The 26,324-nt window shown below is 63.2% G+C and carries 26 protein-coding genes; 17 read left to right on the top strand and 9 right to left on the bottom strand.

Translation table 11 applies throughout. The annotated features are described in order from the left end of the window. Nucleotides 1–14 precede the first annotated feature (14 nt). Nucleotides 15–554 (top strand): molybdenum cofactor biosynthesis protein B, encoded by a 540-nt coding sequence (gene moaB / locus WF331_RS01805; RefSeq protein ID WP_016498361.1) that lies wholly within the window; start codon nt 15–17, stop codon nt 552–554. Nucleotides 555–684: 130 nt separating this feature from the next. On the opposite strand, the gene WF331_RS01800 is transcribed toward moaB, so the two are convergent. Continuing rightward, a complete protein-coding gene (locus WF331_RS01800; RefSeq protein ID WP_016498362.1) occupies nt 685–1,584 on the bottom strand; it encodes a bestrophin family protein in 900 nt (299 codons plus the stop codon). Between the two features lie 20 nt (nt 1,585–1,604). Continuing rightward, entirely contained in the window at nt 1,605–2,609 is a 1,005-nt protein-coding gene (moaA, locus tag WF331_RS01795; RefSeq protein ID WP_340622603.1) for a GTP 3',8-cyclase MoaA, read from the bottom strand. A gap of 336 nt (nt 2,610–2,945) precedes the next feature. Here moaA and WF331_RS01790 point away from each other — a divergent pair, with 336 nt between their 5' ends. Continuing rightward, entirely contained in the window at nt 2,946–5,276 is a 2,331-nt protein-coding gene (locus WF331_RS01790) for an FdhF/YdeP family oxidoreductase (RefSeq protein WP_340622602.1), read from the top strand. Nucleotides 5,277–5,402: 126 nt separating this feature from the next. On the opposite strand, the gene WF331_RS01785 is transcribed toward WF331_RS01790, so the two are convergent. Further along, complete coding sequence (locus WF331_RS01785; RefSeq protein WP_016498365.1) at nt 5,403–5,864, bottom strand: Lrp/AsnC family transcriptional regulator; 462 nt, start codon at nt 5,862–5,864, stop codon at nt 5,403–5,405. Nucleotides 5,865–5,956: 92 nt separating this feature from the next. Here WF331_RS01785 and WF331_RS01780 point away from each other — a divergent pair, with 92 nt between their 5' ends. Continuing rightward, the gene (locus tag WF331_RS01780; protein ID WP_016498366.1) at nt 5,957–7,138 is read left to right on the top strand and encodes a trans-sulfuration enzyme family protein; all 1,182 of its coding nucleotides are present in this window, start codon (nt 5,957–5,959) and stop codon (nt 7,136–7,138) included. Nucleotides 7,139–7,262: 124 nt separating this feature from the next. Here the strand turns inward: WF331_RS01780 and WF331_RS01775 are convergent, their stop codons facing one another. Continuing rightward, nucleotides 7,263–7,499, bottom strand: a complete 237-nt coding sequence (locus tag WF331_RS01775) for a YdcH family protein (protein ID WP_016498367.1) — start codon at nt 7,497–7,499, stop codon at nt 7,263–7,265. Between the two features lie 252 nt (nt 7,500–7,751). Between WF331_RS01775 and WF331_RS01770 the strand changes: the two genes are divergently transcribed. The 4 genes from WF331_RS01770 (at nt 7,752) to WF331_RS01755 (ending at nt 11,862) form a co-directional block, all read left to right on the top strand. Further along, nucleotides 7,752–9,389: a phosphoethanolamine transferase gene (locus tag WF331_RS01770; protein ID WP_016498368.1), complete on the top strand. Its 1,638-nt coding sequence runs from the start codon at nt 7,752–7,754 to the stop codon at nt 9,387–9,389. Nucleotides 9,390–9,503: 114 nt separating this feature from the next. Beyond that, entirely contained in the window at nt 9,504–10,637 is a 1,134-nt protein-coding gene (gene rnd, locus WF331_RS01765; RefSeq protein WP_016498369.1) for a ribonuclease D, read from the top strand. Further along, nucleotides 10,634–10,927 carry a YcgL domain-containing protein gene (locus WF331_RS01760; protein ID WP_016498370.1) on the top strand — a complete coding sequence of 98 codons (294 nt, stop codon included), beginning with the start codon at nt 10,634–10,636 and terminating at the stop codon, nt 10,925–10,927. The genes rnd and WF331_RS01760 overlap by 4 nt, the downstream gene beginning before the upstream one ends. Before the next feature lie 2 nt (nt 10,928–10,929). Further along, nucleotides 10,930–11,862 carry a D-2-hydroxyacid dehydrogenase gene (locus WF331_RS01755; protein WP_016498371.1) on the top strand — a complete coding sequence of 311 codons (933 nt, stop codon included), beginning with the start codon at nt 10,930–10,932 and terminating at the stop codon, nt 11,860–11,862. A 112-nt stretch (nt 11,863–11,974) separates the two neighbouring features. On the opposite strand, the gene WF331_RS01750 is transcribed toward WF331_RS01755, so the two are convergent. Then, nucleotides 11,975–12,568, bottom strand: a complete 594-nt coding sequence (locus WF331_RS01750; RefSeq protein ID WP_016498372.1) for a nitroreductase family protein — start codon at nt 12,566–12,568, stop codon at nt 11,975–11,977. 143 nt (nt 12,569–12,711) lie between these two features. On the opposite strand from WF331_RS01750, the gene WF331_RS01745 reads away from it, so the two are divergent. Together WF331_RS01745 and WF331_RS01740 are read left to right on the top strand one after the other, a co-directional pair. Then, on the top strand, nt 12,712–13,161 hold the full coding sequence (locus WF331_RS01745) for a YcgN family cysteine cluster protein (RefSeq protein ID WP_016498373.1): 450 nt from the start codon (nt 12,712–12,714) through the stop codon (nt 13,159–13,161). Between the two features lie 41 nt (nt 13,162–13,202). Next, nucleotides 13,203–14,411, top strand: a complete 1,209-nt coding sequence (locus tag WF331_RS01740; RefSeq protein ID WP_016498374.1) for a hypothetical protein — start codon at nt 13,203–13,205, stop codon at nt 14,409–14,411. A gap of 89 nt (nt 14,412–14,500) precedes the next feature. Here WF331_RS01740 and WF331_RS01735 read toward each other — a convergent pair whose 3' ends face one another. Continuing rightward, a complete protein-coding gene (locus WF331_RS01735; protein WP_016498375.1) occupies nt 14,501–14,839 on the bottom strand; it encodes a YgaP family membrane protein in 339 nt (112 codons plus the stop codon). A gap of 300 nt (nt 14,840–15,139) precedes the next feature. On the opposite strand from WF331_RS01735, the gene WF331_RS01730 reads away from it, so the two are divergent. The 5 genes from WF331_RS01730 to WF331_RS01710 all read left to right on the top strand — a co-directional run bounded on the left by WF331_RS01730 (nt 15,140) and on the right by WF331_RS01710 (nt 21,216). After that, nucleotides 15,140–15,856: a GntR family transcriptional regulator gene (locus tag WF331_RS01730; protein WP_151326035.1), complete on the top strand. Its 717-nt coding sequence runs from the start codon at nt 15,140–15,142 to the stop codon at nt 15,854–15,856. A 61-nt stretch (nt 15,857–15,917) separates the two neighbouring features. Further along, nucleotides 15,918–17,237: an NAD(P)/FAD-dependent oxidoreductase gene (locus tag WF331_RS01725; protein ID WP_049276919.1), complete on the top strand. Its 1,320-nt coding sequence runs from the start codon at nt 15,918–15,920 to the stop codon at nt 17,235–17,237. A 183-nt stretch (nt 17,238–17,420) separates the two neighbouring features. After that, nucleotides 17,421–18,749 (top strand): MFS transporter, encoded by a 1,329-nt coding sequence (locus tag WF331_RS01720; RefSeq protein ID WP_284359867.1) that lies wholly within the window; start codon nt 17,421–17,423, stop codon nt 18,747–18,749. A gap of 69 nt (nt 18,750–18,818) precedes the next feature. Next, on the top strand, nt 18,819–19,712 hold the full coding sequence (locus tag WF331_RS01715) for a dihydrodipicolinate synthase family protein (RefSeq protein WP_016498379.1): 894 nt from the start codon (nt 18,819–18,821) through the stop codon (nt 19,710–19,712). A gap of 13 nt (nt 19,713–19,725) precedes the next feature. Further along, the gene (locus tag WF331_RS01710; RefSeq protein WP_049276923.1) at nt 19,726–21,216 is read left to right on the top strand and encodes an aldehyde dehydrogenase; all 1,491 of its coding nucleotides are present in this window, start codon (nt 19,726–19,728) and stop codon (nt 21,214–21,216) included. 173 nt (nt 21,217–21,389) lie between these two features. Here the strand turns inward: WF331_RS01710 and WF331_RS01705 are convergent, their stop codons facing one another. After that, nucleotides 21,390–21,860 carry an RNA methyltransferase gene (locus WF331_RS01705; RefSeq protein ID WP_016498381.1) on the bottom strand — a complete coding sequence of 157 codons (471 nt, stop codon included), beginning with the start codon at nt 21,858–21,860 and terminating at the stop codon, nt 21,390–21,392. Between the two features lie 71 nt (nt 21,861–21,931). Beyond that, nucleotides 21,932–22,303 (bottom strand): YajD family HNH nuclease, encoded by a 372-nt coding sequence (locus tag WF331_RS01700; RefSeq protein ID WP_016488597.1) that lies wholly within the window; start codon nt 22,301–22,303, stop codon nt 21,932–21,934. A 132-nt stretch (nt 22,304–22,435) separates the two neighbouring features. Between WF331_RS01700 and WF331_RS01695 the strand changes: the two genes are divergently transcribed. Next, nucleotides 22,436–22,714: a hypothetical protein gene (locus WF331_RS01695; RefSeq protein WP_049276925.1), complete on the top strand. Its 279-nt coding sequence runs from the start codon at nt 22,436–22,438 to the stop codon at nt 22,712–22,714. A 178-nt stretch (nt 22,715–22,892) separates the two neighbouring features. Here WF331_RS01695 and WF331_RS01690 read toward each other — a convergent pair whose 3' ends face one another. After that, complete coding sequence (locus tag WF331_RS01690; protein WP_340622601.1) at nt 22,893–24,935, bottom strand: S9 family peptidase; 2,043 nt, start codon at nt 24,933–24,935, stop codon at nt 22,893–22,895. 92 nt (nt 24,936–25,027) lie between these two features. On the opposite strand from WF331_RS01690, the gene WF331_RS01685 reads away from it, so the two are divergent. Together WF331_RS01685 and WF331_RS01680 are read left to right on the top strand one after the other, a co-directional pair. Then, nucleotides 25,028–25,525, top strand: coding sequence for an MFS transporter (locus WF331_RS01685; RefSeq protein ID WP_174371433.1), 498 nt, complete (start codon nt 25,028–25,030; stop codon nt 25,523–25,525). Between the two features lie 17 nt (nt 25,526–25,542). Next, entirely contained in the window at nt 25,543–26,316 is a 774-nt protein-coding gene (locus WF331_RS01680) for a class II glutamine amidotransferase (RefSeq protein ID WP_016498384.1), read from the top strand. Nucleotides 26,317–26,324: the final 8 nt, after the last annotated feature.

The raw sequence follows: 26,324 nt of genomic DNA, 5'->3' as shown, positions 1-26,324 counted from the left end.
CAAGGAGCTTTACCGTGCGCGTCCAACCCGATGCAGTCTTCATACCGCTGAACATCGCCGTGCTGACCGTCAGCGACACCCGTACCTACGACAACGATACCTCTGGCGAGCTGCTGGCCAGCCGTTCGGTAGAGATCGGCCACCGGCTGGTGGCGCGGGCGCTGCTCAAGGACGACCTGTACAAGATCCGCGCCCAGGTGGCGACCTGGATTGCCGATGAGCAGGTGCAGGTGGTGCTGATTACGGGCGGCACCGGCTTTACCGGGCGAGACAGCACGCCGGAGGCAGTCGAGTGCCTGCTGGACAAACGCATCGACGGTTTTGGTGAGCTGTTCCGGGCGTTGTCGATTCTGGATATCGGCACCTCGACCGTGCAGAGCCGGGCGTTGGCAGGTTTGTCGAACCACACGTTGGTGTGCTGCCTGCCGGGCTCTACCGGGGCCTGTCGTACGGCATGGGAAGGGATTCTGGCCGAGCAGCTGGATGCCCGCCATCGGCCGTGCAACTTCGTCAAACACCTGTTGCCGATCGAGGCCTGCGCCAGCCGGGGCTGAACTGGGTCCTGTACCGGCCCTTTCGCGGGTAAACCCGCTCCCACAGGATCACCACTGCCTTTGGACTTTGTGCAGTCCCTGTGGGAGCGGGTTTACCCGCGAAAGGGCCAGCACAGGAGGGCGCATTTGCTCAGCTCAACACATATCCGACCGGCAACAACGCTGGCGGCAACTGCTGCTCCCCCAACCCCGCCAGCACATCCCGCTCCACAGTCCGCACCATGGCATCGGTCGGCAAATCATTCTCATCGCGCCCGAATGGGTCTTCCAGCTCGTTGCCAATCGCATCCAGCCCGAAGAACGTGTACCCCACGATGGTGGTGAACAGCGGCGCCAGCCAGCCCAGCGGCTCGGCCAGGGCAAACGGCAGCAGAATGCAGAAGATGTAGATGGTACGGTGCAGCAGCAGCGTATAGGGGAACGGCAAGGGTGTACCCTTGATCCGCTCACAGGTGGCCTGCACTTCGGTCAACCCTACCAGCCGCTGCTCCAGCAAACTGTAGCGCCAGTCACTGATCTGCTGTTGCTCTGCCAGCCTTGAGCAATGCTGGCCAATTTCGCGCAGGATGCCATCGCACACGTTGTGCGGGCTGATCGCCTCTGGCCGGGCGAGCCATGGCCGGGCAGCCGCCAGTTCGTCCTCACCGCGCAGCCGCGCATTCAATGCATGGGCAAAACCGCACAGGCTACGCAGCAGTTGGTTACGCAGTTTTTCATCTGTAATCACCACGCTTTCACGCACGAACGAGCGGGTTTCGATGATCAGCTTGCCCCAAGCTTTGCGGCCCTCCCACCAGCGGTCATAGCAGGCGTTGTTGCGAAAGCTCATGAAGATCGACAGCGACAGGCCCAGCAAGGTGAACGGCGTGGCACTCACCGGGTAGAAAAACGCCGGGTAATGGCGCTCGATCAGCACGATCAGCGCGGCCAGCAGGGTCACCATCAGGCAGCGCAGGGCAATGCGCTTGACGATCGAACCCTTGAGGGTGAACAGCACGCGCAGCACATCTGGGGTTGGGTGGACGATCATGGATTTCCAGAGACGGCCGCTTAGCCGCCGGTCATGTTCATGAAGCGCAGGATCTGCACGTCGCCACCGACTTCGAAGTGGTGACGGTAGGGCTTGAGGTGCAGCGAATCGCGGATGGCCTTTTCCAGGCGTTCGGCATTGCCAGGGTGCGCGCGCAGCACATGCTTCAAGTCCACCGAATGTACATTGCCCAGGCACAGCAGCAGGCGGCCTTCGACCGTCAGGCGCACGCGGTTGCAGGTGGCGCAAAAATTATGGCTGTGCGGCGATATGAAGCCGACTCGGGTGTTCGCGGTTTCGGCCAGCCGCCAGTAGCGGGCCGGGCCCTGTGAGGATTCGGTGGATTCGATCAGGGTGAACTGCTCGGCCAGGCGCTCACGTACTTCATCACTGGAGCAGAACGACTCGCCGCGTTCGTGCTCGCTGATCACCCCTAGCGGCATTTCTTCGATGAAGGTGATGTCCAGTTCGCGATCAATGGCGAAGCGCACCAGGTCGACCAGTTCATGGTCGTTGCGGCCCTTGAGCACCACGCAGTTGAGCTTGGTGCGCTTGAACCCGGCCTTGCGTGCGGCGTCGATACCGGCGATGACCTGATGCAGGTCGCCGGTGCGGGTCAGCTGCTTGAAGCGGTCGGCGTCCAGGCTGTCGAGGCTGATGTTCAGGCGCGTCACGCCGGCATCGAACAGCGGCTGGGCCAGGCGCCCGAGTTGTGAGCCGTTGCTGGTCATGCACAGTTCACGCAAGCCGGGCAGGGCGGCAATGCGCCCGCACAACTCGACGATGCCCTGGCGTACCAATGGCTCGCCGCCGGTCAGGCGGATCTTGCGGGTGCCCAGGGCGACGAAGCGCTCGGCCACCTGGAACAGTTCTTCGAGGCTGAGGATTTGCTGGCGCGGCAGAAACTGCATGTCTTCTGCCATGCAGTACACGCAACGGAAGTCACAGCGGTCGGTGACCGACATCCGCAGGTAGTCGATTTTCCGGTTGAAGCCGTCGATCAGGGCCCGGCTGTTCTGTTCCACGTTCGCGCTCGAATGGGTTGGGACACAACTCCAAGCTATAACCTGGCCGCAGGTGCGTCAAATTGCTTTGTCCGACTGCTTGATCGACGGCCTCTATCATGGCATTCCCAAGCCTGCACCGAGTCGCCTCGTTCGCGGGCATGCCCGCTCCCACAGGTACATCATAGGGCTGAGGTGCAAGGTAATCCTGTGGGAGCGGGCGTGCCCGCGAATACTGCAATCCCATTCCCGCCCATGATCGAAACCGCTTATCACACCGTAAGATCTTTCGATTGGACGCCCCTGCCTCACGCTCAATAGGCTGGAAAAAAGCATCGAAGCGTGAGGATTCATCGCATGAGCCAGGACGAACACATCAGGGACTACAAGGGCGCCGCCGCTGGCTGGGGGGCGCTCAAGAGCGTCACCAAAAGCTGGCTGGGCAGCGAAAATGCCTTCAAGAACCTGCGGGCCATGCTCAAGACCAACCAGAACGGCGGCTTCGACTGCCCCGGCTGTGCCTGGGGCGAGTCGCCGGAAAGCGATATGGTCAAGTTCTGCGAAAACGGCGCCAAGGCGGTTAACTGGGAAGCCACCGGCCGCTCGGTCGACCCGGCCTTCTTCGCCAAATACAGCGTCAGCGCGCTGAAGGACCAGACCGACTATTGGCTCGAATACCAGGGCCGCCTCACGCACCCGATGCGCTACGACGCTGCCACCGATCACTATGTCGAAACCACCTGGCAGGAGGCCTTCGAGCTGGTCGCCACGCACCTGCGTACTCTGCAGTCGCCCGATGAGGCCGAGTTCTACACCTCGGGCCGGGCCAGCAACGAGGCGGCGTTCCTGTACCAGCTGTTCGTGCGCGCTTACGGCACCAACAACTTCCCCGATTGCTCGAACATGTGCCACGAAGCCAGCGGCGCCGGCATGTCGGAAACCCTCGGGGTGGGCAAGGGCACCGTGGTGTTTCACGACCTGGAGCTGGCCGACGCCATCTTTGTCATCGGCCAGAACCCCGGCACCAACCACCCACGCATGCTCGAACCGCTGCGTGAGGCGGTCAAGCGCGGGGCCCAGGTGGTGTGCTTCAACCCGCTCAAAGAGCGTGGCCTGGAGCGCTTCCAGCACCCGCAGCACCCGTTCGAAATGCTCAGCAACGGCTCCGAGCCGACGTCCAGCGCCTACTTCCGCCCGGCCTTGGGTGGTGACATGGCGGCCATGCGTGGCATTGCCAAATTCCTCTTGCAGTGGGAGCGCGAAGCCCAGGCCAAGGGCGAGCCGGCGGTGTTCGACCATGCTTTCATCGCCGAGCACACCAGCGGCGTCGATGACTACCTGGCAGCGGTGGACGCTACCTCGTGGGAACACATCGTCAAACAGTCGGGCCTGACCCTGGCCGAGATCGAGCTGGCCGCACGCATGTACCGCAAGGCCGAGCGGGTGATCATGTGCTGGGCCATGGGCGTCACCCAGCACCGCCATTCGGTGCCGACCGTGCAGGAAATCGTCAACCTGCAGCTGCTGCGCGGCAACGTCGGCAAGCCCGGCGCCGGCCTGTCGCCGGTGCGCGGCCACAGCAACGTGCAGGGCGACCGCACCATGGGCATCGACGAGAAGCCCAAGGCGGCGCTGCTCGACGCCATCGAAAAACGCTTCCAGTTCCGCGTGCCGCGGGCCCACGGGCACAATGCGGTGCTGGCGATCAAGGCCATGGAAGAGGGCCGGGCCAAGGTGTTCATCGCCCTGGGCGGCAACTTCGCCCAAGCCACCCCGGACACCCCGCGCACCCACGCGGCCCTGCAGAACTGCGCGTTGACCGTGCAGATTTCCACCAAGCTCAACCGCTCGCACCTGGTGACAGGCCGCGATGCGCTGATCCTGCCGTGCCTGGGCCGTACCGAAATCGACCTGCAGGCCGAAGGGCCGCAAGGCGTGACCGTGGAGGACACCTTCAGCATGGTGCACATCTCCAACGGCCAGTTGCGCCCGCGTTCGCCGCACATGCGCTCCGAACCGTGGATCGTCGCCGGCATGGCCAAGGCCACGCTGGGCAATCAGCCGATCGACTGGGAGTATGCGGTGGCCGACTACAACCGCATTCGTGACATGATCGCCGACGTGATCCCGGGTTTCACCGGCTTCAACCAACGCCTGCATAGCCCGGGCGGTTTCCACCTGGGCAACAATGCCGCCGATCGCAACTTCCGCACGGCCACGGGCAAGGCCCGCTTCATGCCCCACGCACTGCCGGAAGAGTTGGTCAACGCCAAGGTACTGGCGCGGGGTGACAAGCCCGACCTGATCCTGCAGACGCTGCGCTCGCATGACCAGTACAACACCACCCTGTATGGCCTGGATGACCGCTACCGCGGGGTGTTCGGCCTGCGTGAAGTGGTGTTCGTCAACGAGGCCGACATCCGCCGCCTGGGCTTCGAGCCGGGTGAGCAGGTGGACCTGGTGTCGCTGTGGGAGGATGGCGTGGAGCGGCGGGTGTCGGGGTTCCGCCTGGTGGCGTATGACGTGCCTGAGGGGCAGGCGGCGGCGTATTACCCGGAGACCAACCCACTGGTGCCGCTGGAAAGTTATGGCGAGGGGACCTACACCCCGACCTCGAAGTTTGTGGCCATCAAGATCGAGAAAGCCAAGGCGGGGAACCGCATTGCCGCGGTGTTGGCTTCGGATTGACAGGTTGCCTGCAAGGGCCCTATCGCCGGCAAGCCAGCTCCCACAGGGACCGCACAGATTTCAGAACCTGGGATAAACCTGTGGGAGCTGGCTTGCAGGCGATAGGGCCGGTGCAGCCATACAGAATCAGGAACGATGCACCGGGTAAGCGGTGGTGTACTTCATCTGCTCCATGGCAAAACTGGAGGTGATGTTCGACAGCCCATCGGTACGGGTAATCAGCTTTTTGTAGAACCGGTCATACGCCGCAATATCCCCCACTACCACCCGCAGCATGTAATCCCAGTCCCCCGACATGCGGTAAAACTCCATCACTTCCTCGAACCCGGTCACGGTCGCGGCAAACTGCTCCAGCCAGGCGCTGTCGTGGCGCTGGGTCTTGAGCTGGACGAACACCGTCAGCCCCAGCCCTAGCCGTTCGGGGTCCAGCAGGGCGACACGGCCAAGTATGTAGCCTTCTTCTTCCAGGCGCTTGACCCGCTTCCAGCACGGCGTGGTGGACAGGTTGACGGCCTCGGCCAGGTCCTTGAGCGAGATCGAGGCATCGCGCTGTAGCAGGGTAAGAATGTGCTGGTCGAAACTGTCCATATCGCGCGCGAGCCGTGTAGAAAAATTTTTCACAGATTACCCCAAGGCCAGAAGATTTGGGTTGTGCGATAGTTGCAGCCTTCACTCTGCCAATGGGCCTGACCATGTCCGACAAGCCGCGCAATTTCGCCACCCGTACCATTCACGCCGGCGAGCAGTTCAGCGTCGCCGAAAACGCCATCTTCCCGGCCATCGTCACCGCCAGCTCGTTCACCAAGCGCAGCCTGGACGACAAGCCGGAATACTCCTACAGCCGGGTCGGCAACCCCACCCGGCATGCCTACGAAACCTGTGTCGCCGCCCTGGAGGAAGGCGTGGGCGCGGTGGCCTGTGCCTCGGGGGTGAATGCCACTGCGACGGTGCTGGAGCTGCTGCCCAAGGATTCCCATGTGGTAGTGATGAACGGCGTGTATGGCGGCACCTTCCGCATCCTGGAAGACTACCGCAGCCGTACCTCGGGCCTGACCACCACCTATGTCGACCTCAACGACCTTGAGGCCGTGGCCGCCGCCATCAAGCCGGAAACCCAGCTGATCTGGATCGAGTCGCCGACCAACCCGTTGCTGCACCTGGTCGACATCAAGGCCGTGTGCGACCTGGCCAGGGCGCGGGGTATCCTTACCTGCATCGACAACACCTTCTGCTCACCGTGGAACCAGCGCCCGATCACCCTGGGCGTGGACCTGGTGATGCACTCGGCCAGCAAGTACATCGGCGGCCACTCCGACCTGACCGGTGGCGTGGTAGTGGCGGCCAATGATGCGCTGCTGGCGCGCCTGCGCCGCATCAGCATGGCGATTGGCGCGGTGCAGGGGCCGTTCGACTGCTACCTAGCCCTGCGCGGCCTGAAAACCCTGGATGTGCGCATGGAACGCCAATGCAGCAACGCCCTGCAGGTGGCACGCTTCCTCGAAGGGCATGCGCAGATCGAGCAGGTGTATTACCCGGGGCTGGAAAGCCACCCCCAGCATGAACTGTGCAAACGCCAGATGCGCAGTGGCGGGGCGGTGGTGGCGATGAAGGTCAAGGGTGACAGGGCCGCGCTCAACCGCCTGGTGGAGGCGTTGCAGATTTTTGTACTGGCGGACTCGCTGGGCGGGGTGGAGAGCATGATCAACCACTCGTGGACCATGTCGCACTGCTCGCTGAGCCCGGAGCAGAAAGGCGTGATGGGGATCAGCGAAAACCTGCTGCGGCTGTCGATGGGGATCGAGGATTACCGCGACCTGATCGAGGACCTGGATGGTGCACTGAAAGCCCTGGCTGCTGTGTAAGGGCTGCTGGCCTCTTCGCGGGCTCGCCCGCTCCCCACAGGTACTGCACAGGTCTTGAGGGCTGTGACGACCCTGTGGGAGCGGGCGAGCCCGCGAAGAGGCCAGCAGGTTTGATGAATTTTTGTCAGGATTTGGGCGGATGGATGATCCGTTCGATCTTGTCCTTGATCAGCAACCGTTCCTTGCGCAGCCGGTTGACGGCGTCGTCGTTGGTACCGTTGCCTTCGGCGGCGACCACCTCCTTGTCCTTGGCGTTGTATTCCTTGTGCAGCGTATGCAGCGTCGGGTCCTTGTCTATGAGCGCCTGGAATGCATCAGCGGTAACGTGCAGGTCAGCGAGCAGATCATGCGGAACTGGCATTTCTTCACCTCTGTCAGGGTTGTCGGTAAGGTCCTGACCACTGAGGATAGCCGCGTTTGCGCAGGCTTGTGACGGCTGCCAGGCTGAATGCCAGCTGAACCGCTGCCAGGTAATTGATAAAAGACGCAGCTTCACTAAATTGTTACCGTCTTTTTCACAAAAAATTGATGACGCGCTTTCTAGAGTTCGCCCAACTTTCCCGCGGTGCCATGCGGCCTGGGGGTTGATAATCACTCTTGATTGCGAACGCTGATGCTCAACTTCAAATCCCTGCGGACTGAATGGGTCACGCTGCTGGCCAGCCTTTACCTGCTGATTGGCTTCAACATGTTCCTTTGGGAGCATCTGCAAGAGGTCGTGCCCGCCGGCCTGTCAGGGCTGTGGCTGAGCCTGGCATTTGCCGTGCTGATGTTGTTTGCCTTCAATCTGATCCTCACCTTGTTTGCCTTCCGCTATATATTGAAGCCGTTACTTATCGTGTTGTTCATGAGTGGAGCCGGTGTGGCTTACTTTATGAACCAGTACGGTGTACTTATTGATGCCGGCATGTTCCGCAATATGGCGGAGACCAATGTTGCAGAAGTGCGCGACTTGATGTCGCTGAAGTTTGCTGCCTATATCCTGCTGCTGGGCGTATTGCCTTCGGTGCTGCTCTGGAAAGCGCCTGTCGCCTACCGCCCCTGGCACCGTGAGCTGCTGGGCAAGCTGGTGGTCAGTGGTGCCTGTGTGGTGGCCCTTGGCTCGGTAGCGCTGGTCAACTATCAAGGCTTGTCGTCGCTGTTTCGCAACCACCACGAACTGCGTCTGATGCTGACCCCGAGCAATATCGTCGGGGCCTCCATTGGTTATGTCAGCGAGCGAGTCGGTACTGCTTCGCGCCCGTTCCAGCACTATGGCGAAGATGCCAAGCGTGATGCCGCCTGGCAAAAACATGAGCGCAAGTCGCTGACCGTGCTGGTGGTGGGTGAAAGTGCCCGTGCAGACCATTTCGGCGTGCTGGGCTATGACCGCGATACCACGCCGAACCTGGCCAGGGAACAGGGCCTGCTGGCGTTTTCCGACGTGCACTCGTGCGGTACGGAAACGGCAGTTTCGGTGCCGTGCATGTTCTCGGGCATGAAGCGCAAGGATTACGACGCCCGCGTGGCGAAGAACCGCGAAGGGCTGCTGGACATCCTTCAGCGTGCCGGCCTGGCCGTGCAATGGCGTGACAACCAGTCAGGCTGCAAGGGTACCTGCGACCGCGTGCAGTTCATTGATGTCAGCAACCTCAAGGACCCCCAGCTCTGCGCCAATGGCGAATGCCATGACCAGATCCTGCTGCAAGGCCTGGACGAGCTGATCGACAACCTCGACAAGGATACCGTGCTGGTGCTGCACCAGATGGGCAGCCACGGCCCGGAATACTTCAAGCGCTACCCCAATGGCGGCGAGCGCTTCACGCCGGTGTGCCAGAGCAACGCGCTGAACCAGTGCAGCGAGCAGGAAATCATCAACGGCTACGACAACACCCTGGCCTACACCGACAAGGTGCTGGCGTCGCTGATCGACACCTTGCGCAGCAAACAGGACAAAGTCGACACGGCCATGATCTACCTGTCCGACCATGGCGAGTCGCTGGGCGAGTACAACCTGTTCCTGCACGGCACGCCTTACGCCATCGCCCCAGAGCAGCAGAAGCACGTGCCGCTGCTGACCTGGTTCTCCGACAGCTACAAGGAAGACTTCGGCCTCGACACCGACTGCCTGGCCAAGCTCAGCGATGCCCCGCTGTCGCAGGACAACCTGTTCCACTCCATGCTCGGCCTGTTGCAGGTGCACACCGAGCTCTACCAGCAGTCGCTGGACCTGTTCGCCAGCTGCCGGCCTTGGCTGGCGGCCAAGCGCTGAAACAGCGCCGGCACCCACACAATTGCACCACTGATCGATATCAAGGATGGCCCGGGTTTCACCAGCAGTGCCCGCGCCGTATATACTGCGCGCCAATGTTAGTGGGAGAGCCTCGTGGCCATCGAAATTCACTGGATCCGTGACGACCAGAGCCTGGCCGAACACTGCCGCGACTGGCACCAACTGCCCTTTGTCGCCGTCGACACCGAATTCATGCGGGTCGACACCTTTTACCCGAAAGCCGGGCTGATTCAGATCGGTGACGGCCAGCGGGCCTTCCTGATCGACCCGCTGTTGATCGGCAACTGGCAGCCCTTGGCCGACCTGCTGGAAGACAGTGGCGTGGTCAAGGTGCTGCACGCCTGCAGCGAAGACCTTGAAGTGCTGCTGCGCCTGACCGGCAAGCTGCCGCAGCCGCTGTTCGACACCCAGCTGGCTGCCGGTTACCTGAACCTGGGCTTCAGCATGGGCTATTCGCGCCTGGTGCAAGAGGTGCTGGGTATCGAGCTGCCCAAGGGCGAGACCCGTTCCGACTGGCTGCAGCGCCCGCTCTCGGAAACCCAGGTCAGCTACGCTGCCGAGGATGCCGTGCACCTGGCCGAGCTGTTCACCGCGCTGCGCCCGCGCTTGTCCGACGACAAGTACGCCTGGGTGCTGGAGGACGGTGCCGAACTGGTGGCCGCATTGCGTCGTGAAGTCGAGCCCGAAAGCCTGTACCGCGACGTCAAGCTCGCCTGGAAGTTGGCCCCCCAGCAACTGGCGGTGCTGCGTGAACTGTGCGCCTGGCGCGAGCGCGAAGCCCGCAACCGCGATGTGCCGCGTAACCGCATCCTCAAGGAACACTCGTTGTGGCCCATGGCCAAGAGCCAGCCAGGCAACCTGTCGGCGCTGGCCAAGATCGACGAGATGCACCCGCGCACCATTCGTCAGGACGGTGAGTTCCTCATCCAGCTGATCAAGCGCGCCGGTAGTCTGCCAGCGGAGCAGTGGCCAGCGCCCTTGCCCGAGCCGTTGCCGATCGAGGCCGCCGGCATCCTCAAGCAGCTGCGTGCCATCGGCCAGGCCGAAGGCGAGCGCCTGGGGATTACCCCCGAGCTGATGCTGCGCAAGAAAGCCCTGGAGGCGCTGCTCAAGAGCGGCTACCCCAACGGCCCTTATCAACTGCCCGATTCGCTGCGCGGCTGGCGCCGTGAGCGCATGGGCCAGGCCCTGCTGGACAACCTCGCAGGTGCCGGAGAGACCCGATGAAACGCATTTGCTCGATCTACAAGAGCCCCCGCAAGAACGAAATGTACCTCTACGTGCTCAAGGCTGACGGCCTGGAGCGCGTGCCCGAAGGGCTGCTGCCGGCCTTCGGTACCCCCATCCACGCGTTTGACCTGGTGCTCAGCCCCGAGCGCAAGCTGGCCCGCGAGGACATCACCAAGGTGTTGGAAAACCTCGACAACCAGGGCTACCACCTGCAGATGCCGCCGCTGGAAGATGAGTACATCGAGCACCTGCCCGAAGAGCTGCTGCGCCGTAACGACCCGGTCTGACCATGCGTGTACTGATTGCTGAGCATGAGCATGCTCGATACGCCGGGCTATTGCGTGAAACAGCGCCTGAAGTTGAAATCCTGACCAGCGGTGACTCCGCCGAACTGGCGCAGCAGGCATCGCAGTGCACGGTGTGGCTGGGCCAGCCGGACCTGCTGGCAAGTTTGCTGCGCCAGGGCCTCAAGCCGCAGTGGATGCAATCGACGTGGGCCGGTATCACGCCGTTGCTGGCCGACGGCCTGCCGCGTGACTATCGCCTGACCCGTGCGGTGGGCATTTTCGGCCAGGTGATGGCCGAGTACATGCTGACCTACATGCTTGGCCATGAGCGCGAGGTGCTGTCGCGCCTGGTCAGCCAGGTCGAGCGGCGCTGGGATGACCGCCCGGGGCGCACGCTGGAAGGGCGCAAGGTGCTGATTGTCGGCACCGGCGACATTGGCCAGCGTGTGGCCGAGTTCCTGCAACCGTTTGGTGTGGTGCTGTACGGTGTGGCCAGCACCGCCCGGGAACAGGCACCGTTCGTCGAGGTGGCGGCCCTGGCCGACTTGCCGCGCATGGTTGGCCAGGTCGACTACGTGATCAACCTGCTGCCGGACACCCCGGCTACCCATGACCTGTATGACGCGGCGCTGTTCAAGTGCTTCCTGCCCACGGCGTTGTTCATCAATGCCGGGCGTGGCGTGGCTGTGGTCGATGCCGACCTGGTCGAAGCGCTGAAGGAAGGCCATCTGGCCGGTGCGGTGATTGATGTCTGCCGGCAGGAACCACTACCCAAACAACACCCGTTCTGGACCGCCTGGGGGCTGTTGCTGACCGGGCACAGTTCGGCACCCACCTCGCCGGCGGCGATGGTGCGGTTGTTTGTCGAGAATGTGCGGGCTTATGAAGCGGGGCAGGGGTTGCGTGGGGAAGTGGACTTCGCTCGGGGCTACTGATTGATGTTGCCTGTGCCGGCCTCTTCGCGGGCTCGCCCGCTCCCACAGGTACAACACCGTGCCTGTGGGAACGGGCGAGCCCGCGAAGAGGCCAGTGCAGCCTACACAGGCTTTACAGGCTGAAATCACCCTCGGCAGCCAGCTCGCTCAACGGCTTGCGCGGGCTTGGCACTTCACGCGACTGCAGCGCTTCATCCAGGCTGGCCTTGTCACCCAGCTTGCCAATCGCCACCATGGCATGCAGCACGTAGCCCTCGGGAACCTTCAGTTCCTGACGCGCCAGGTCCTGGTCGAAACCGGCCATGCCATGGGTATGCCAGCCGCTGATGCTGGCCTGCAGGGCCAGGTGGCCCCAGGCGGAACCTGTGTCGAAGGTGTGCCACAGCGCCGGTTTTTCTTCCGTGGCGCCCGGGGCTGCAAAGGTGGTCTTGGAAATGATCAGCACCAGCGCCGAGGCTTGTTGCGCCCAGCTGCGGTTGAACGGCACCAGCAGGTTCAGGTAGCGCTCCCAGTTCGGCGTGTCGCGACGTGCATACAGGAAGCGCCAAGGCTGCGAGTTGTACGCCGACGGTGCCCAGCGTGCGGCTTCCAGGAAGCTCAGCAGGGTTTCTTCGCTGATCGGCTCGGCGGTGAAGGCGCGTGGCGACCAGCGGTTGATGAACTGTTCGTTGATGGCGTAATCGGCAATGCGGGGGGTGGCGCTCATGACAGCTCCTGCAAACGTACGGGAAAGCGGCACGCTACTGCGTCCCGTCGCGACTGACAAGCGGTCTGGCTTTGCCGAAGGCCAGGCTCTAGACTGGCGCCGCCGCGCGCCGTGGCCCCAAGATGAATGCAGGAAACCGTGTGATGATCGCTGAAAACGCGCCGTTCTGGCGGCGCAAGACCCTCGAACAACTCAGCCCGCAAGAGTGGGAGTCGCTGTGCGACGGCTGCGGCCTGTGCTGCCTGCAAAAGCTCGAGGACGAAGACGACAATAGCGTCTATTACACGCGTATCGCCTGCAAGTTGCTGGACATGGATACCTGCCAGTGCAGCGACTACCCCAACCGCTTCGCGCATGTACCGGACTGCATCCAGCTCACCCCGGGCAAGGCCGACCAGTTCACGTGGCTGCCAAGCACCTGCGGTTATCGCCTGGTCAGCGAGGGCAAGGACCTGCCGGCCTGGCACCATCTTGTCTGTGGCGATCGCCAGCAGGTCCATGAACAGCGCATTTCCCAGTCGGGGCGTATGCTCAGGGAGCAGGATGTGCACGAAGACGACTGGGAAGACCACCTGATCTTCCGCGCCAGCTGACCGGCGCGGCCCGCTGCCACGGGGAAACAAGGAGTTTCTGTATGCGTTGCCAGCTGTTCTTGCTGTTGGGCCTGATGGCCAGTTCGCCAGCCTGGGCGAAAAAGGTCGACCTTGACTACCAGGTGCGCCTGTTGCCCGCCAGTGGCCAGGCGGAAGTCCGCCTGACCCTGGCAGAAGGCAGTGCTGTGCGCAGCCTCGACTTCGACCTGGGCAAGGCGGGTGCCTTCAGCGGCTTCCAGGCTGATGGCCAATGGCAACTCAAGGGCCAGCGTGGCGTGTGGCAGCCGGCGGCCGGCAAGACCAGCCTCAGCTACCGCGTGCAGCTGGACCAGCAGCTCGCAAGCGGTGCCTATTCCTCACGTATTACCCCGCACTGGGCGCTGTTCCTCGGCGACCAGCTGGTACCGCCTGCGCGGCTTGACCAGCAAGATGGCACCGAGCTGGTGGCGCGCCTGGCGTTCGACTTGCCCGAGGGCTGGAAGAGCATCGAGACCTCCTGGCCACGCATTGGCAAGGACAAGTTCCGCATTGACAACGTTTCGCGCCTGTTCGACCGCCCGACTGGCTGGATGCTGGCCGGCGACCTGGGTAGCCGCCGTGCCCGCCTGGGCGATACCGAGGTCACCGTGGCCGCGCCGGTGGGGCAGGGCATGCGGCGCATGGATAGCCTGACCTTGCTGACCTACGTCTGGCCGCAGCTGCAGGCGGTGTTCCCGCGCAACCCGCCAAAGCTGCTGCTGGTCGGTGCCCGTGACGGCATGTGGCGCGGGGCAATGGCCGCGCAGGGTTCGCTGTACCTGCACAGCGCCCGGCCGATGGTGAGCGAGAACGGCAGCAGCCCGTTACTGCGCGAAGTGGTGCAGCTGTTTGCGCAGATCCGGGGGCGCGACGGCAATGACTGGCTGGTGGAAAGCCTGACCGACTACTACGCCAGCGAGTTGCTGCGCCGTTCGGGCGGGGTCAGCGATGACCGCTACCAGGCCTGGCAGGCGCGCCTGAGCAAGCAGGGCGCCAAGGTCACCCAGCTCAAGGGCGAACGCGCAAGCCCGGCCCAGGTAGCCCGCGGGGTAATCCTGCTACAGGCACTGGACAAGGAAATCCGCATTCATACCCAGGCCAAGCGTTCGCTGGACGATGTGGTGCGCGGGCTGATGCGGCTGCCCAGCGTAACCACCGAAGAGTTCGTGCAAATCAGCGAGAACGTGCTGGGCCGCAAGTCCGAGGTACTACAAAGCAAGGCGTTGCGCTAGACGTCCCTGCCGGCTGCACCTCCAACACTGTGCGGTACCTGTGGAAGCGGGCTTGCCCCGCGAAGAGGCCGGTCCAGGCGATAAAAAGATCAGCTGTCAGCCAACGGATCCTTACCGGTCACCGTCACTCCCCGCGTCGCCGCCTTGGCACTGGCCTTCAACGCCTCCAGCTCCGCCGCACTGCGTTCAATATCCGAACGCAACCGGTGGTACTCCTGCCGATGCCGCTGCCACCACGCCTTGGTCGAGCAATGCCCGCTGACCCCGCGTGCCACCGCAATACCGCCCACCACCATCTGCAGCAAGCCGACCAGCCCGCCATGGCGCAGCCCCTTGCTGAGCATCAGCGCCCCGCCGGCCAGCGAACTGACCCGCTCCAGACCATGAACATTATGCTGCGAAGCCGCAGCAGCGTGGATATCGAGCATGGCAAGACCTCCGTGTGAAATGTAAGCAGCTGACCTGCCGGAGGCCGCCGGCGTTCATTCGGGTCGCCCAGCGGCGCCAAAAGTGCTCGCTGTGTCGCATTTGGCCAATTACCTGTCTGGTTTGGCAATGCACCCCCAAGGGTGTTTAATCACACCCCGGGAGCCGCTGTAACCCTTGAAAACAAAGGGCCAGGCAGTTTTCACCGTTCATCGAGAATGCTGTAGACACATTGTCTAACAGTGCCCTATAGTCGTTATACAAATAGTAGACACAGCTCTATGACAACAAAGAAGGCCGCCATGAAAGCCACCGTCCAACCACTCGCTGCAGACGTGCCGCAGGACCGCAAAGCCGTCCTCGCCGAAGCACTGCGCCGCCGGATCATGAGCATGGAACTGGCCCCGGGCGCCGTGGTGGACGAACTGGCCCTGTGCGACGAGTTTGGCCTGTCGCGCCCCCCGGTCCGCGAGCTGCTGCGCCAGATTGCCGCTGAAGGCTACATCGAGCTGGAAGCCAACCGCGCGCCACGCGTCGCCGCCATGAATCACGAGTCGCTGCACAGCTTCTACGTTGCGGCGCCGCTTATCTACGTGGCCACTACCCAGCTGGCCGCCACTTACGCCAGCGCTGAAGAAATCGAGGTGCTCAAGGCTATCCAGGCCCAGTTCCGTCAGGCCATCGAAGAACGCGACGTTGAAAACCGCGTGCTCTACAACGACGCCTTCCACCTGGAAATCGGCAAGATGGCGCACAACGACTACCTGATGCCGAGCCTGCGTCGCCTGCTGATCGATCACACCCGATTGGGCAAGATTTTCTATCGCCATCCCACTACCGATGACATGCAGCGCGACCTCGAAATCGCCTGCGAGCAGCACGAGCAGATGATTCAGGCCATCGAGCGCCGCGACCCGCAAGCGGCTGGCCAGCTGGTGCGCGATCACTTCGAACTGTCGCGCCGCCGCATGGCCGAGTACGCCGCGCCGCAAGGGCTGGATGTACCGATTCAGATATGAATTACCAGGGTCAGGCCACCGGCGTTGACCACCCGTCGACAACAAGATCCAGGTTAGTGAGATGACAAGAATAAGTTCGTTACCTGCCGATGATGCCACCTGTGGCTGGTACCACCTGAGCAAACCGCGTACGCCACGGCCGGCCCACAGTGGGCACAGCCAGGCGCGCTGGGTGGTGGTCGGCGCAGGCTTCACCGGGCTGGCTGCCGCGCGGCAGCTGGCAACGAACTTTCCGCATGACGAGATCGTACTGGTCGAAGCGCAGGAGGTTGGCTTCGGCACTTCCGGGCGCAACGCCGGCTTTGCCATCGACCTGCCGCACGATATCGGCGCCGAGGATTACATTGGTGACATCGACATCGCCAGGACGATCCTCAAGCTCAACCTGGGTGGGCAGCAATGCCTCAAGGACCTGATCGAGCGCTACAACATCGATTGCCAGTTCCGCCATTGCGGCAAATACCAGGCGGCCATCGAAGACCGCGGCATTGCCGTGCTGGATGCCTACCGCCGCGGCCTGGACAAACTGGGTCAACCCTACGAAGTGATCGAGGGCCGCGACCTGCCCGATCATATCGGCACGGATTTCTACCGCAAAGGCCTGTTCACGCCAGGCACAGCCTTGTTGCAACCCTCGGCGCTGGTCAAAGGCCTGGCCGATAGCCTGCCGTCCAACGTCTCGCTGTACGAGCACACACCGATCACCGACGTCGAGTACGGCGACAAGGTGGTGCTGCGCCACGCCAAGGGTTCGATCACCGCCGACAAGCTGGTGCTCACCACCAACGCCTTCGGCATGAGCTTCGGTTTCCTCAAGGGGCGCATGCTGCCGGTGTTTACCTACGCCAGTATCACCCGCCCGCTGACCGAGGAAGAACAGGCGCGCCTGGGCGGTAAACCCTACTGGGGCGTGATCCCGGCCGACCCGTTCGGCACCACCCTGCGCCGCACCGTCGACAACCGCCTGCTGATTCGTAACAGCTTCAGCTACAACCCCGACGGCCGTAGCAACCGCAAATATCTGGAACGCTTTGTTCAGCGCCACCGCGAATCGTTCGCCCGGCGTTTTCCGATGTTGCCTGGGGTGAACTTTGAATATACCTGGGGCGGTGCGCTGGCACTGTCGCGCAACCACATGGGCTTCTTCGGCAAGTTGGCGCCTAATGTCGTCGGCGCACTGTGCTGTAACGGCCTGGGCGTTACCCGAGGCACGGTCACCGGCAAGTTGCTGGCCGACTGGCTGGCGGGCGACAAGCACGAACTGATCGAGTTTTTGCTCAATGCCCCAGGGCCTTGTGCAAACCCGCCGCAGCCCTTGGTTTCCTTGGGCTTGAACGCCAACCTGATGTGGGGGCAGTTCCGCGCTGGCAAAGAAAGCTGATCGCTGCCTGAGTTAGACCAAAGAGCATTTTACGTCGGCGTTAGTTGGCCGGCACGGGCACGGCTTGCCCGAATTTTATGATCGAGATGCGTCGTCCGATCACCCGGGGCTGAAGGCAGTTTTCAGTTTCGCGGACACGCTCGCCTTGAAAATGTGCATGTAGCCGAAATGGCAGGAACAACAATGACAAATCCGAATGTTTCGATTGAAGATGTACCGATCAACAACTTCCACCAATTGCTGACCTTGCGTTCTGGCGGCGGTTCGTTCGTCGATGGCTATGTACTGAGCATTATTGGCGTGGCCATGGTGCAGATGTCTGCAGGCCTGAGCCTGAACAGTTTCTGGCAGGGCATGATCGCCGCTTCGGCGTTGATCGGCATTTTCTTCGGTGGTTTTTTCGGCGGTTGGCTAACCGACCGCTTCGGCCGCAAACGCGTGTTTTTCGTTGGCCCGACCCTGTTTATCCTGGCCTCGGTCGCGCAGTTCTGGGTGGAGTCGGCGCTGGTTCTGTTCCTGCTGCGGTTTGCCATCGGCATTGCCGTAGGCATCGAATACCCGGTTGCAACTTCGCTGCTGGTGGAGTTCCTGCCCAAGAAGAACCGTGGCCCGCGCCTGGCTACCCTGACGGTGTTGTGGTTTGCCGGCGCCGCTACCGCCTACCTGGCCGGTGAGGCCATCCTGCGCCAGGGTGGCGACGATGCCTGGCGCCTGGTGCTGGCCAGTGCTGCCGTCATTGGTGCGCTGCTGTTCGCCATCCGCCTGGGTACCCCGGAATCGCCGCGCTGGCTGATCAGCAAAGGCCGCTTGGCCGAGGCCGAGCAGGTGATCAAGCGCGTCTACGGCAACGGTTTTTCGCTGAAGAACCTGCCGGAAGAGCCCAAGGCCCGCAAGCTGTCGTTCCTCAGCCTGCTGCACTCCGGCTACGGCAAACGCATGCTGTTCGTCACCATGTTCTGGACCTGCTCGGTGATCCCGGTATTCGCCGTGTACGCATTCGCCCCGAAAGTGCTGGGCGCGCTGAACCTGAAAGGTGACTGGGCATCGATCGGCTCCATCGCCATCACTTTCCTGTTCGTGGTGGGCTGCATCGTGGGCACCCGCCTGCTCAACACCCTCGGTCGGCGCACCACGCTGCTGCACAGCTTCTTCTGGTCTGGGCTGGCACTGCTGGGCCTGGGTGCCTTCAGCAATGGCAACGAGATGCTGATCCTGGTGCTGTTCGGTGCCTATGCCCTGTTCATCGGTGGCGCCCAAGTGCTGCAACTGGTGTACCCCAACGAATTGTTCCCTACCGAAATCCGTGCCGGCGCCGTGGGCGTGGGCACTTCCATGTCGCGGATCGGTGCGGCAGTCGGCACCTGGCTGGTGCCCATCGCGCTCGACAGCTATGGCATCGGCGCCACCATGTATGCCGCTGCCGCCGTGACCTTTGTCGGCCTGGGCTTCTCGGTCGCCCTGGCCCCGGAAACCCGTTCGCTGAACCTGCAACAAGCGGCTTCGTTGAGCTGAAACCTTAAGCCGCCGCGTGGTTGCGTGGCGACTCTTTACAACACTGAGCAACGCACTGGAGAACCTACCGTGAAATTCGAAGGCATCTACACCCCGGCAATCACCCCGCTGGCTGCGGACGGCTCGATCGACAAGGCGGCGTTCGCCGAGGTCCTCGAATACCTGGTCGAGTCGAAAATCCACGGCGTCATCATTGGTGGCTCCACCGGCGAGTACTACGCCCACACCACCCAGGAGCGCATCGAGCTGGCCGCCCAGGCCAAGGACGTGCTCCACGGCCGCCTGCCGCTGATCGTCGGCACCGGTGGCATCCGCACCGAAGACGCCGTGGCTTTCGCCCAGCACGCCAAGGAGATCAAGGCTGACGCGCTGCTGGTCGGCACACCGCCGTACGCCCTGCCGACCCAACAGGAAATCGCCTTGCACGTCAAAGCGGTCGACGCCGCTGCCGACCTGCCGATCATGCTCTACAACTACCCGGGCCGCATGAGCGTAAGCATGGGCGAAGAGTTCTTCGATGCCGTGGCTGATGTGAAGAACATCGTCGCCATCAAGGAAAGCTCCGGCGACATGGCCCAACTGCACCGCCTGGCCATCCATCGCCCGAACATCCAGCTGTCGTGCGGCTGGGACGACCAGGCCCTGGAGTTCTTCGCCTGGGGCGCCCAGAGCTGGGTCTGCGCCGGCTCCAACTTCATTCCGCGTGAGCACGTGGCCCTGTACGAGGCCTGCGTGATCGAAAAGAACTTTGCCAAAGGCCGCAAGATCATGGCCGCCATGATGCCGCTGATGGACTTCCTGGAAGGTGGCAAGTTCGTCCAGTCGATCAAGTACGGCTGCGCCCTCAATGGCTTGAGCACCGGTGGCGTGCGCAAGCCGCTGTACGACCTCGACGCTGGCGAGAAGCAGGAACTGCAACGTGTGGTCAGCGAACTGAAGGCCACCATCGCCCAGATCAAATAAGGAGGCTGGAAAAATGGCTGAATTGCTGAGCAAGGAACAATACGCGGCCATCGCCGCTGACCTGCAACTGCGCACCCAGGCATTTATCGACGGTGAATTCCGTGATGCCATCTCGGGCCGCACCTTCGTCACCACCAACCCGGCCACCGGCAAGCAACTGGCCGAAGTCGCCGCCTGTGACGTCAATGACGTCAACGTGGCCGTAGCGGCTGCCAAGCGTGTGTTCGAAGAGGGCACCTGGTCGAAGATGCAGCCGAACGACCGCAAGCACGTGTTGCAGAAGTTCGCCCAGCTGCTGGAAGACAACGCCCACGAACTGGCGGTGCTGGAAGCGCTGGACAGCGGCAAGCCGGTCAGCGAGTGCCAGACCGTCGATGTGCCGGAAACCATCCACACCATTCGCTGGCACGCCGAGCTGATCGACAAGATCTACGACGCCACTGCCCCGACCGGCAATGCTGCCGTGACCATGGTGGTGCGTGAAGCCATAGGCGTGGTCGGCCTGGTGCTGCCGTGGAACTTCCCGCTGCTGATGCTGGCCTGGAAGATCGCCCCGTCGCTCGCCGCCGGTTGCTCGATCGTGGTCAAGCCCGCCAAGGAGACCACCCTCAGCGCACTGCGCGTGGCCGAGCTGGCCCATGAGGCTGGTATTCCGGCCGGTGTGTTCAACCTGGTGCCTGGTGGTGGCCGTGAAGTGGGCGAGGCCATCGGCCGCCACATGGACATCCCGATGGTCAGCTTCACCGGCTCCACCGACACTGGCCGGCTGTTCCTGAAATACGCGGCCGAGTCCAACCTCAAGCGCATCGTCCTGGAGCTAGGTGGCAAGAACCCGGCCGTGGTCATGAACGACTGCGAAGACCTGGACGAAGTGGCCCAGTTCGTCACCGCCGGCGCGTTCTGGAACATGGGCGAGAACTGCTCTGCTTCTTCGCGGCTGATCGTGCACAAGGATGTGAAGGATGAGCTGCTGGGCCTGATGGCCAAGCACCTGAAGGACTGGAAACTGGGCGACCCGATGGACCCGGACAATCGCCTGGGCGCCATGGTGAGCAAGTCGCACTTCGAGAAGGTGAAGTCGTACCTGGAATACGCTGCCGAGCAAAAACTCAGCATTGTCCAGGGTGGCGAAACCGAGCAAGGCGTGTACGTGCAGCCGACCATCGTCGACAACGTGGGCCGCGACAACAAGCTGTTCGTGGAAGAAATCTTTGGCCCGGTGCTGAGCGTGACCAGCTTCGAGACCATCGATGAAGCCATCGAGCTGGCCAACGACACCATCTACGGCCTGGCGGCTTCGGCGTACACCGGCAGCCTGCGCAATGCGTTGCGCCTGTCGCGGGAAATCCGCGCGGGTGTGGTCACGGTCAACTGCTTCGGCGAAGGTGACGTGACTACGCCGTTCGGTGGCTACAAAGAGTCTGGCTTTGGTGGGCGCGACAAGTCCATCTGGGCACACGATCAGTACACGGAGCTGAAGACCATCTGGATCAACGCTTCGTGATCTGAGCAAGAGCGGTGCTGTTCTGACGGAGCTCAGCACCTGGCCGCCCTGTGCTGGCAGGGCTGGCCCTTTCGCAGCACAAGGCTGCTCCTACCGGGCTCACACTGCCCGCTGTTGTAGGAGCAGCCTTGCGCTGCGAAGAGGCCGGTCCCGCTGTCGCAGTGGCGGCCTTTTTATTTGAACTTGGGCCCCGAGCGGGTATTCAGCCCTTTGGCCAAGCGGTCATACAGCACCACGTTCACTGTCGCCGCCAGGTTCATGCAGCCTTCGGTGGGGATGTAGATGGTTTCTTCGCACCACGCCCGCACTTCGGGGCTCAGGCTGCCGTCTTCCGGCCCGAAGATGTAGATGGCCCGGTCCGGGTGGGTATAGTCCGGCAGTGGGCGCGCACCTTCCACCAGCTCCACGGCCACCGGCGTACAGCCCAGCGGGATGATGCGCTGCAGGTCATCGATGCCGATCAACGGGATGTCGTAGTGCACGCGCTTGGTGTCGGTGACGAAGTCACGCGCGCGTTCGTAGCGTTTGCCGGTGTAGAACACCGAATTGACGCCATAGCAGCCCGCAGCGCGCATCACCGAGCCGACGTTTTCTGCCGACTTGGGGTTGAACAGGCCGATGCAGCTGTATCGTTTGTTTGCCACGTACCGGGGCCCTTCGCGAAAAAAGCGCGATTATACGGGCTGCCCGGTAGTAGCGGGGGCCGAATCGATAGTCAGTCTTTCTTCAACATGCCCGCCAGCGCGGCGAACGGGTTGTGGGTGGCCTTGGCGATGCTCGGCGTGCTGGTGGAGCCTTCGCTGAAGTACTGCTGGTCGGTGTAGCGCGAATGCTCGTTGTCGTGGCAGTACAGGCATAGCAGCTCCCAGTTGGAGCCGTCCTGCGGGTTGTTGTCGTGGTTGTGGTCACGGTGGTGCACGGTCAGCTCGCTCAGGCGCTTGCCGGCGAATTCGCGGGCGCAGCGGCCGCACACGTGCGGGTACATTCTCAGGGCCTTGTCGCGGTAGCCCATTTCCTTGTCACGCTTGGCATCGGCCAGGATGCGGTCGAGGCGCGCGGTGGCGGCGGCGGAAGAGGTGGAGCTCATGGTGTTTCCTTTGTTCTGATCAGGCAGATGACGGTTATGGCATTGAGTCTAGCGCGCTTGCAGGGCAGGCGGACAGGCGAAAGCGGTGATTTAGGCGTAGCCTGTAAGCAGGTTCCCGACAGGAGGTTGCTGATGTTTCACGCGATCCTCACCGCGTTGTTGATGGCTGGCCTGCCCATGGCCGAAGCTGCCAGCACGCCACCACGACTCACTACGCCAGTGCCTGGTGCACCGGGTACGCCCACGCCCACGCCATACCCGCAGATAACCCCGAGTACACCGCCCAAGGCCTACGACAGCCAGCCGGGGGCGCCCTTGTTGCCGCCAATGCCAGTGCCCGGGCCGCCGAAGGACCAGCCATTGCCGGGGGTGCGGCAAGACCCGCCGAAGCCGGCGGTGCAGGATGATTGAATACGGCGCGCCTGCACCGGCCGCTGTGGGAAGAACGCATGTGCGCAATGACAAGATCCACCGCGGTCCCTGTGGGAGCGGGTTCACCCGCGAACACGGGCGAAGCCCGTGCCAACCACCGCGGTGCCTTCTTCGCGGGTAAACCCGCTCCCACAGGGGCCGCGCGGGTGCTCGAATTTTATGCCACACCCAGCTCGCCAAACACGAACGCATATTCCAGCGCCACATCCTTCAACCCCTGGTACCGCCCGCTCATCCCGCCGTGCCCAGCTCCCATCTCGGTCTTGAGCAGCAGCAGGTTGTTGTCGGTCTTGCGCGTCCGCAAGCGCGCTACCCACTTGGCTGCTTCCCAGTACTGCACGCGGCTGTCGTTGTAGCCCGCTACCACCAGCATCGCCGGGTAGGCCTGCGCTTTTACATTTTCGTAGGGCGCATACGCCTTGATCCGCTCATACACCTCCGGCTCTTCCGGGTTGCCCCATTCGTCGTATTCGGTCACCGTCAGTGGCAGCTCGGGGTCGAGCATGGTGTTGAGCACGTCGACAAACGGCACTTCGGCAATCGCACAGCGGAACAGCTCGGGCCGCAGGTTCAGCACTGCGCCTATCAGCAGGCCGCCGGCGCTGCCGCCGCTGATGGCCAGCCGCTCGGCAGTACTCACGCCCTCGGCAATCAGGTGCTCGGCGCAGGCGATGAAGTCGCTGAAGGTGTTGGGCTTGTGCTCCTGCTTGCCGGCGCGGTACCAGGCTTCGCCCAGCTCGCCGCCGCCGCGCACGTGGGCGATGGCAAAGGCCACGCCGCGTTCCAGCAGGCTCAGGCGGGCATGGGAGAACCACGGGTCGAGGCTTTCGCCATAGGCGCCGTAACCGTACAGGTACAGCGGCACGGTTTTGCCCAGGTCCTGGCGGCGACGCACCAGGCTGATCGGCACCTGGGTGCCGTCCGCGGCGGTTGCCCACAGGCGCTCGCTCACGTAGTCATCGGCATCGAACGCACCCAGCACCGGGGTTTCCTTGAGCACCGCCTGGGCGCCCGTGGCCAGCGCCAGCTGGCGCACCTGGGCTGGGCGGTTGAGCGCCTCGTAGCGCAGGCGTATGCGCGTACTGGCGAACTCCAGGCTGTCCTGCACGTACAGGCTGTAGGCAGCGTCGGGGAGTTCCACGCGGTAGGCCGGCAGGCCTTGCGGGCGAACTTCGATGATCGGCAGGCCGCCTTCGCGCAGGCTCAGGGTGAGGGCGCCGGCATTCAGGCTGAGGCCTTCGAGCATGATCGCATCGCGGTGTGCCACCAGCACCTGCCATTGTTCACGGCTGGGCACCGGTGTGACCGGGGCGTGGTACAGGGCGAAGTTGATACCGTCCTGGTTGGTGCGGATGAACCAGCGCCACTCGCCATCGAGCTGGCCATGGTCGGGGAAGTACTCATGGCCTTCGACACGCGGCGCCAGGCAGGTGAACGGCGCCTGCGGGGTTTCGGCGTCCAGTACCCAGGCCTCGCTGGTGGTCTTGCTGTTCAGCAGCAGCACCAGCTGGCACTCGGAACTGGTGCGGTAGCAGTGCAGGAAGAAGCGCCCGTCTGGTTCTTCGAACACCGTCGGCGCATCGTCGTTGCCCAGGGTGTGGCGGCGCAGGCGCCAAGGCCGGTGGGTGTCGTCCAGTTCGGCGAAGAACAGCGTCTGGCTGTCGTTGGCCCAGGTGAGGCTGCCGTCGCAGTCGTCGAAGGGCAGGGCGGTGATGCTGCCAGTGGCCAGGTCCTTGACGTACAGGGTGTAGATTTCATCGCCGCTGGTATCGAGGCTGTAGGCCAGCAGGCGGTGGTCGGGGCTGACGTTGAACGCCCCCAGCGACAGGAAGCCGCCATTGGCCAGGGCGTTGGGGTCGAGCAGCAGCTGCTCCTGGCTTTCATCGACGGTGTTCGAGTCGTCGGCCGGGCGCGGGCAGCGGTAGTGGCGTGGGTATTCGTCGCCTGCGGTGGTGCGGGTGTAATACAGGTAAGGGCCCCAGGGTGCCGGCAGCGACAGGTCGGTTTCCAGGATGCGGCCCTTGATCTCTTCGAACAATTGCTCGCGCAACGGCGCCTGGTCGGCCAGGCAGGCTTCCTGGTAGGCGTTTTCGGCTTGCAGGTAGGCGAGTACCTCGGGGGTGTCGCGCTGCTGCAGCCAGGCGTACGGGTCGGTGGCGTTGTCGGCGTGGGCGATGGGCGGCTGAGGCTTGTTGGGCATTGGTGATCTCTTGGCTAGGGACAGGCAAACACTGTCTGCGCCCGGAAAAGTGTTTATCATAGGCATCTCTTTGCCTGGCTTGCACGAACACCATGACCGAGAACGACTACACCTTCGCCTGGGGCCTGTACGCCGTGGCCGCCCTGGGCTGCCTGCTGGTGGCCTTCAAGGTCACCGGCTGGATGTGGCGCTGGCTGCGCGAACCGCTGCGGGTGGTGCTGGCAGTGCTGCTGCTGACCCCGACCGTGGTCGACCCGGTCAAGGACAGCTTCGCCCCGGCCATCGCCATCACCGCCCTGGATGTCGCCTTCAAGGTCGGTAACAACGCCTGGCGTGCGGTGTCCGACTTCGCCATGTACGGCATGATCGCCTTCGGCCTGTATTTCCTCTTCGTGCTGCTGCGCTGGCCGCTGGAAAAGCGCGCCAACGAGCGCCGTGCGCAAGCCGAGGCCGCCGCCAAGCGCCAGGCGGACGAGGATAACCAGGTCGGCGGGCAAGCGCCCTTGGCCGCTGAGCGCGGCGACCGTTACCGCGACGACCCACGCCCTGCCGCACCCCGCAGCAATGGCCGGGTCGAGCCCCGTCTGTAAACGGAGGAGACACGCCTGTGTGCGAACTGCTGGGCATGAGTGCCAACGTCCCCACCGACATCGTTTTCAGCTTCACCGGCCTGATGCAGCGCGGTGGCCGTACCGGCCCGCACCGTGATGGCTGGGGTATCGGTTTCTACGAAGGCCGTGGCCTGCGCCTGTTCCAGGACCCGGCCGCGAGCAGCGAGTCGGAAGTGGCCAACCTGGTGCAGCGCTACCCGATCAAGAGCGAAGTGGTAATTGGCCATATCCGCCAGGCCAACGTCGGCCGGGTGTGCCTGTCCAACACCCACCCGTTCATGCGGGAAATGTGGGGCCGCAACTGGTGTTTCGCGCACAACGGGCAATTGGGCGATTTCAAGGGCCTGGCCAGTTTCTACCGGCCCGTGGGCGACACCGACAGCGAAGCGGCTTTCTGCGACCTGCTCAACCGCATCCGCAGCGCCTTCCCCGAGCCGGTGCCGGTGGAACAGCTGCTACCGGTGCTGGTCGAAGCCTGTGCCGGCTACCGTGGCCTGGGCGTGTTCAACTGCATGCTCAGCGACGGCGACTGGCTGTTCTGCTTCTGCTCGACCAAGCTGGTGCACATTACCCGCCGTGCGCCGTTTGGCGCCGCGCGGTTGAAGGATGTCGACCTGATCGTCGATTTTCATACCGAAACCACCCCCAACGACGTGGTCACGGTGATTGCCACCGAGGCCTTGACCGAGAACGAGACCTGGCACCGCTACGAGCCGGGTCAATGGGCCCTGTGGCGGCACGGCGAGTGCGTGGCGCACGGCCAGAGCTAAGGACGCTG

It is taken from the genome of Pseudomonas sp. YNh (assembly GCF_037993085.1).
Classification (GTDB): Bacteria; Pseudomonadota; Gammaproteobacteria; order Pseudomonadales; family Pseudomonadaceae; genus Aquipseudomonas; species Aquipseudomonas putida.
The sequence above is the reverse complement of the archived record's forward strand: the minus strand, read 5'-3'. Positions and strand labels throughout refer to the sequence as shown.

Bases quoted from the DNA above. Each gene is read 5' to 3' on its own strand.
- WF331_RS01745 (WP_016498373.1), top strand. From the start codon at position 12,712: ATGATCGCTGAAAACGCGCCGTTCTGGCGGCGCAAGACCCTCGAACAA.
- WF331_RS01710 (WP_049276923.1), top strand. From the start codon at position 19,726: ATGGCTGAATTGCTGAGCAAGGAACAATACGCGGCCATCGCCGCTGAC.
- WF331_RS01790 (WP_340622602.1), top strand. From the start codon at position 2,946: ATGAGCCAGGACGAACACATCAGGGACTACAAGGGCGCCGCCGCTGGC.
- WF331_RS01760 (WP_016498370.1), top strand. From the start codon at position 10,634: ATGAAACGCATTTGCTCGATCTACAAGAGCCCCCGCAAGAACGAAATG.
- WF331_RS01775 (WP_016498367.1), bottom strand. From the start codon at position 7,499: ATGCCAGTTCCGCATGATCTGCTCGCTGACCTGCACGTTACCGCTGAT.
- WF331_RS01755 (WP_016498371.1), top strand. From the start codon at position 10,930: ATGCGTGTACTGATTGCTGAGCATGAGCATGCTCGATACGCCGGGCTA.
- WF331_RS01750 (WP_016498372.1), bottom strand. From the start codon at position 12,568: ATGAGCGCCACCCCCCGCATTGCCGATTACGCCATCAACGAACAGTTC.
- WF331_RS01700 (WP_016488597.1), bottom strand. From the start codon at position 22,303: ATGAGCTCCACCTCTTCCGCCGCCGCCACCGCGCGCCTCGACCGCATC.
- WF331_RS01720 (WP_284359867.1), top strand. From the start codon at position 17,421: ATGACAAATCCGAATGTTTCGATTGAAGATGTACCGATCAACAACTTC.
- WF331_RS01735 (WP_016498375.1), bottom strand. From the start codon at position 14,839: ATGCTCGATATCCACGCTGCTGCGGCTTCGCAGCATAATGTTCATGGT.
- WF331_RS01740 (WP_016498374.1), top strand. From the start codon at position 13,203: ATGCGTTGCCAGCTGTTCTTGCTGTTGGGCCTGATGGCCAGTTCGCCA.
- WF331_RS01695 (WP_049276925.1), top strand. From the start codon at position 22,436: ATGTTTCACGCGATCCTCACCGCGTTGTTGATGGCTGGCCTGCCCATG.
- WF331_RS01800 (WP_016498362.1), bottom strand. From the start codon at position 1,584: ATGATCGTCCACCCAACCCCAGATGTGCTGCGCGTGCTGTTCACCCTC.
- WF331_RS01785 (WP_016498365.1), bottom strand. From the start codon at position 5,864: ATGGACAGTTTCGACCAGCACATTCTTACCCTGCTACAGCGCGATGCC.
- WF331_RS01770 (WP_016498368.1), top strand. From the start codon at position 7,752: ATGCTCAACTTCAAATCCCTGCGGACTGAATGGGTCACGCTGCTGGCC.
- WF331_RS01685 (WP_174371433.1), top strand. From the start codon at position 25,028: ATGACCGAGAACGACTACACCTTCGCCTGGGGCCTGTACGCCGTGGCC.
- WF331_RS01690 (WP_340622601.1), bottom strand. From the start codon at position 24,935: ATGCCCAACAAGCCTCAGCCGCCCATCGCCCACGCCGACAACGCCACC.
- WF331_RS01725 (WP_049276919.1), top strand. From the start codon at position 15,918: ATGACAAGAATAAGTTCGTTACCTGCCGATGATGCCACCTGTGGCTGG.
- WF331_RS01730 (WP_151326035.1), top strand. From the start codon at position 15,140: ATGAAAGCCACCGTCCAACCACTCGCTGCAGACGTGCCGCAGGACCGC.
- WF331_RS01780 (WP_016498366.1), top strand. From the start codon at position 5,957: ATGGGCCTGACCATGTCCGACAAGCCGCGCAATTTCGCCACCCGTACC.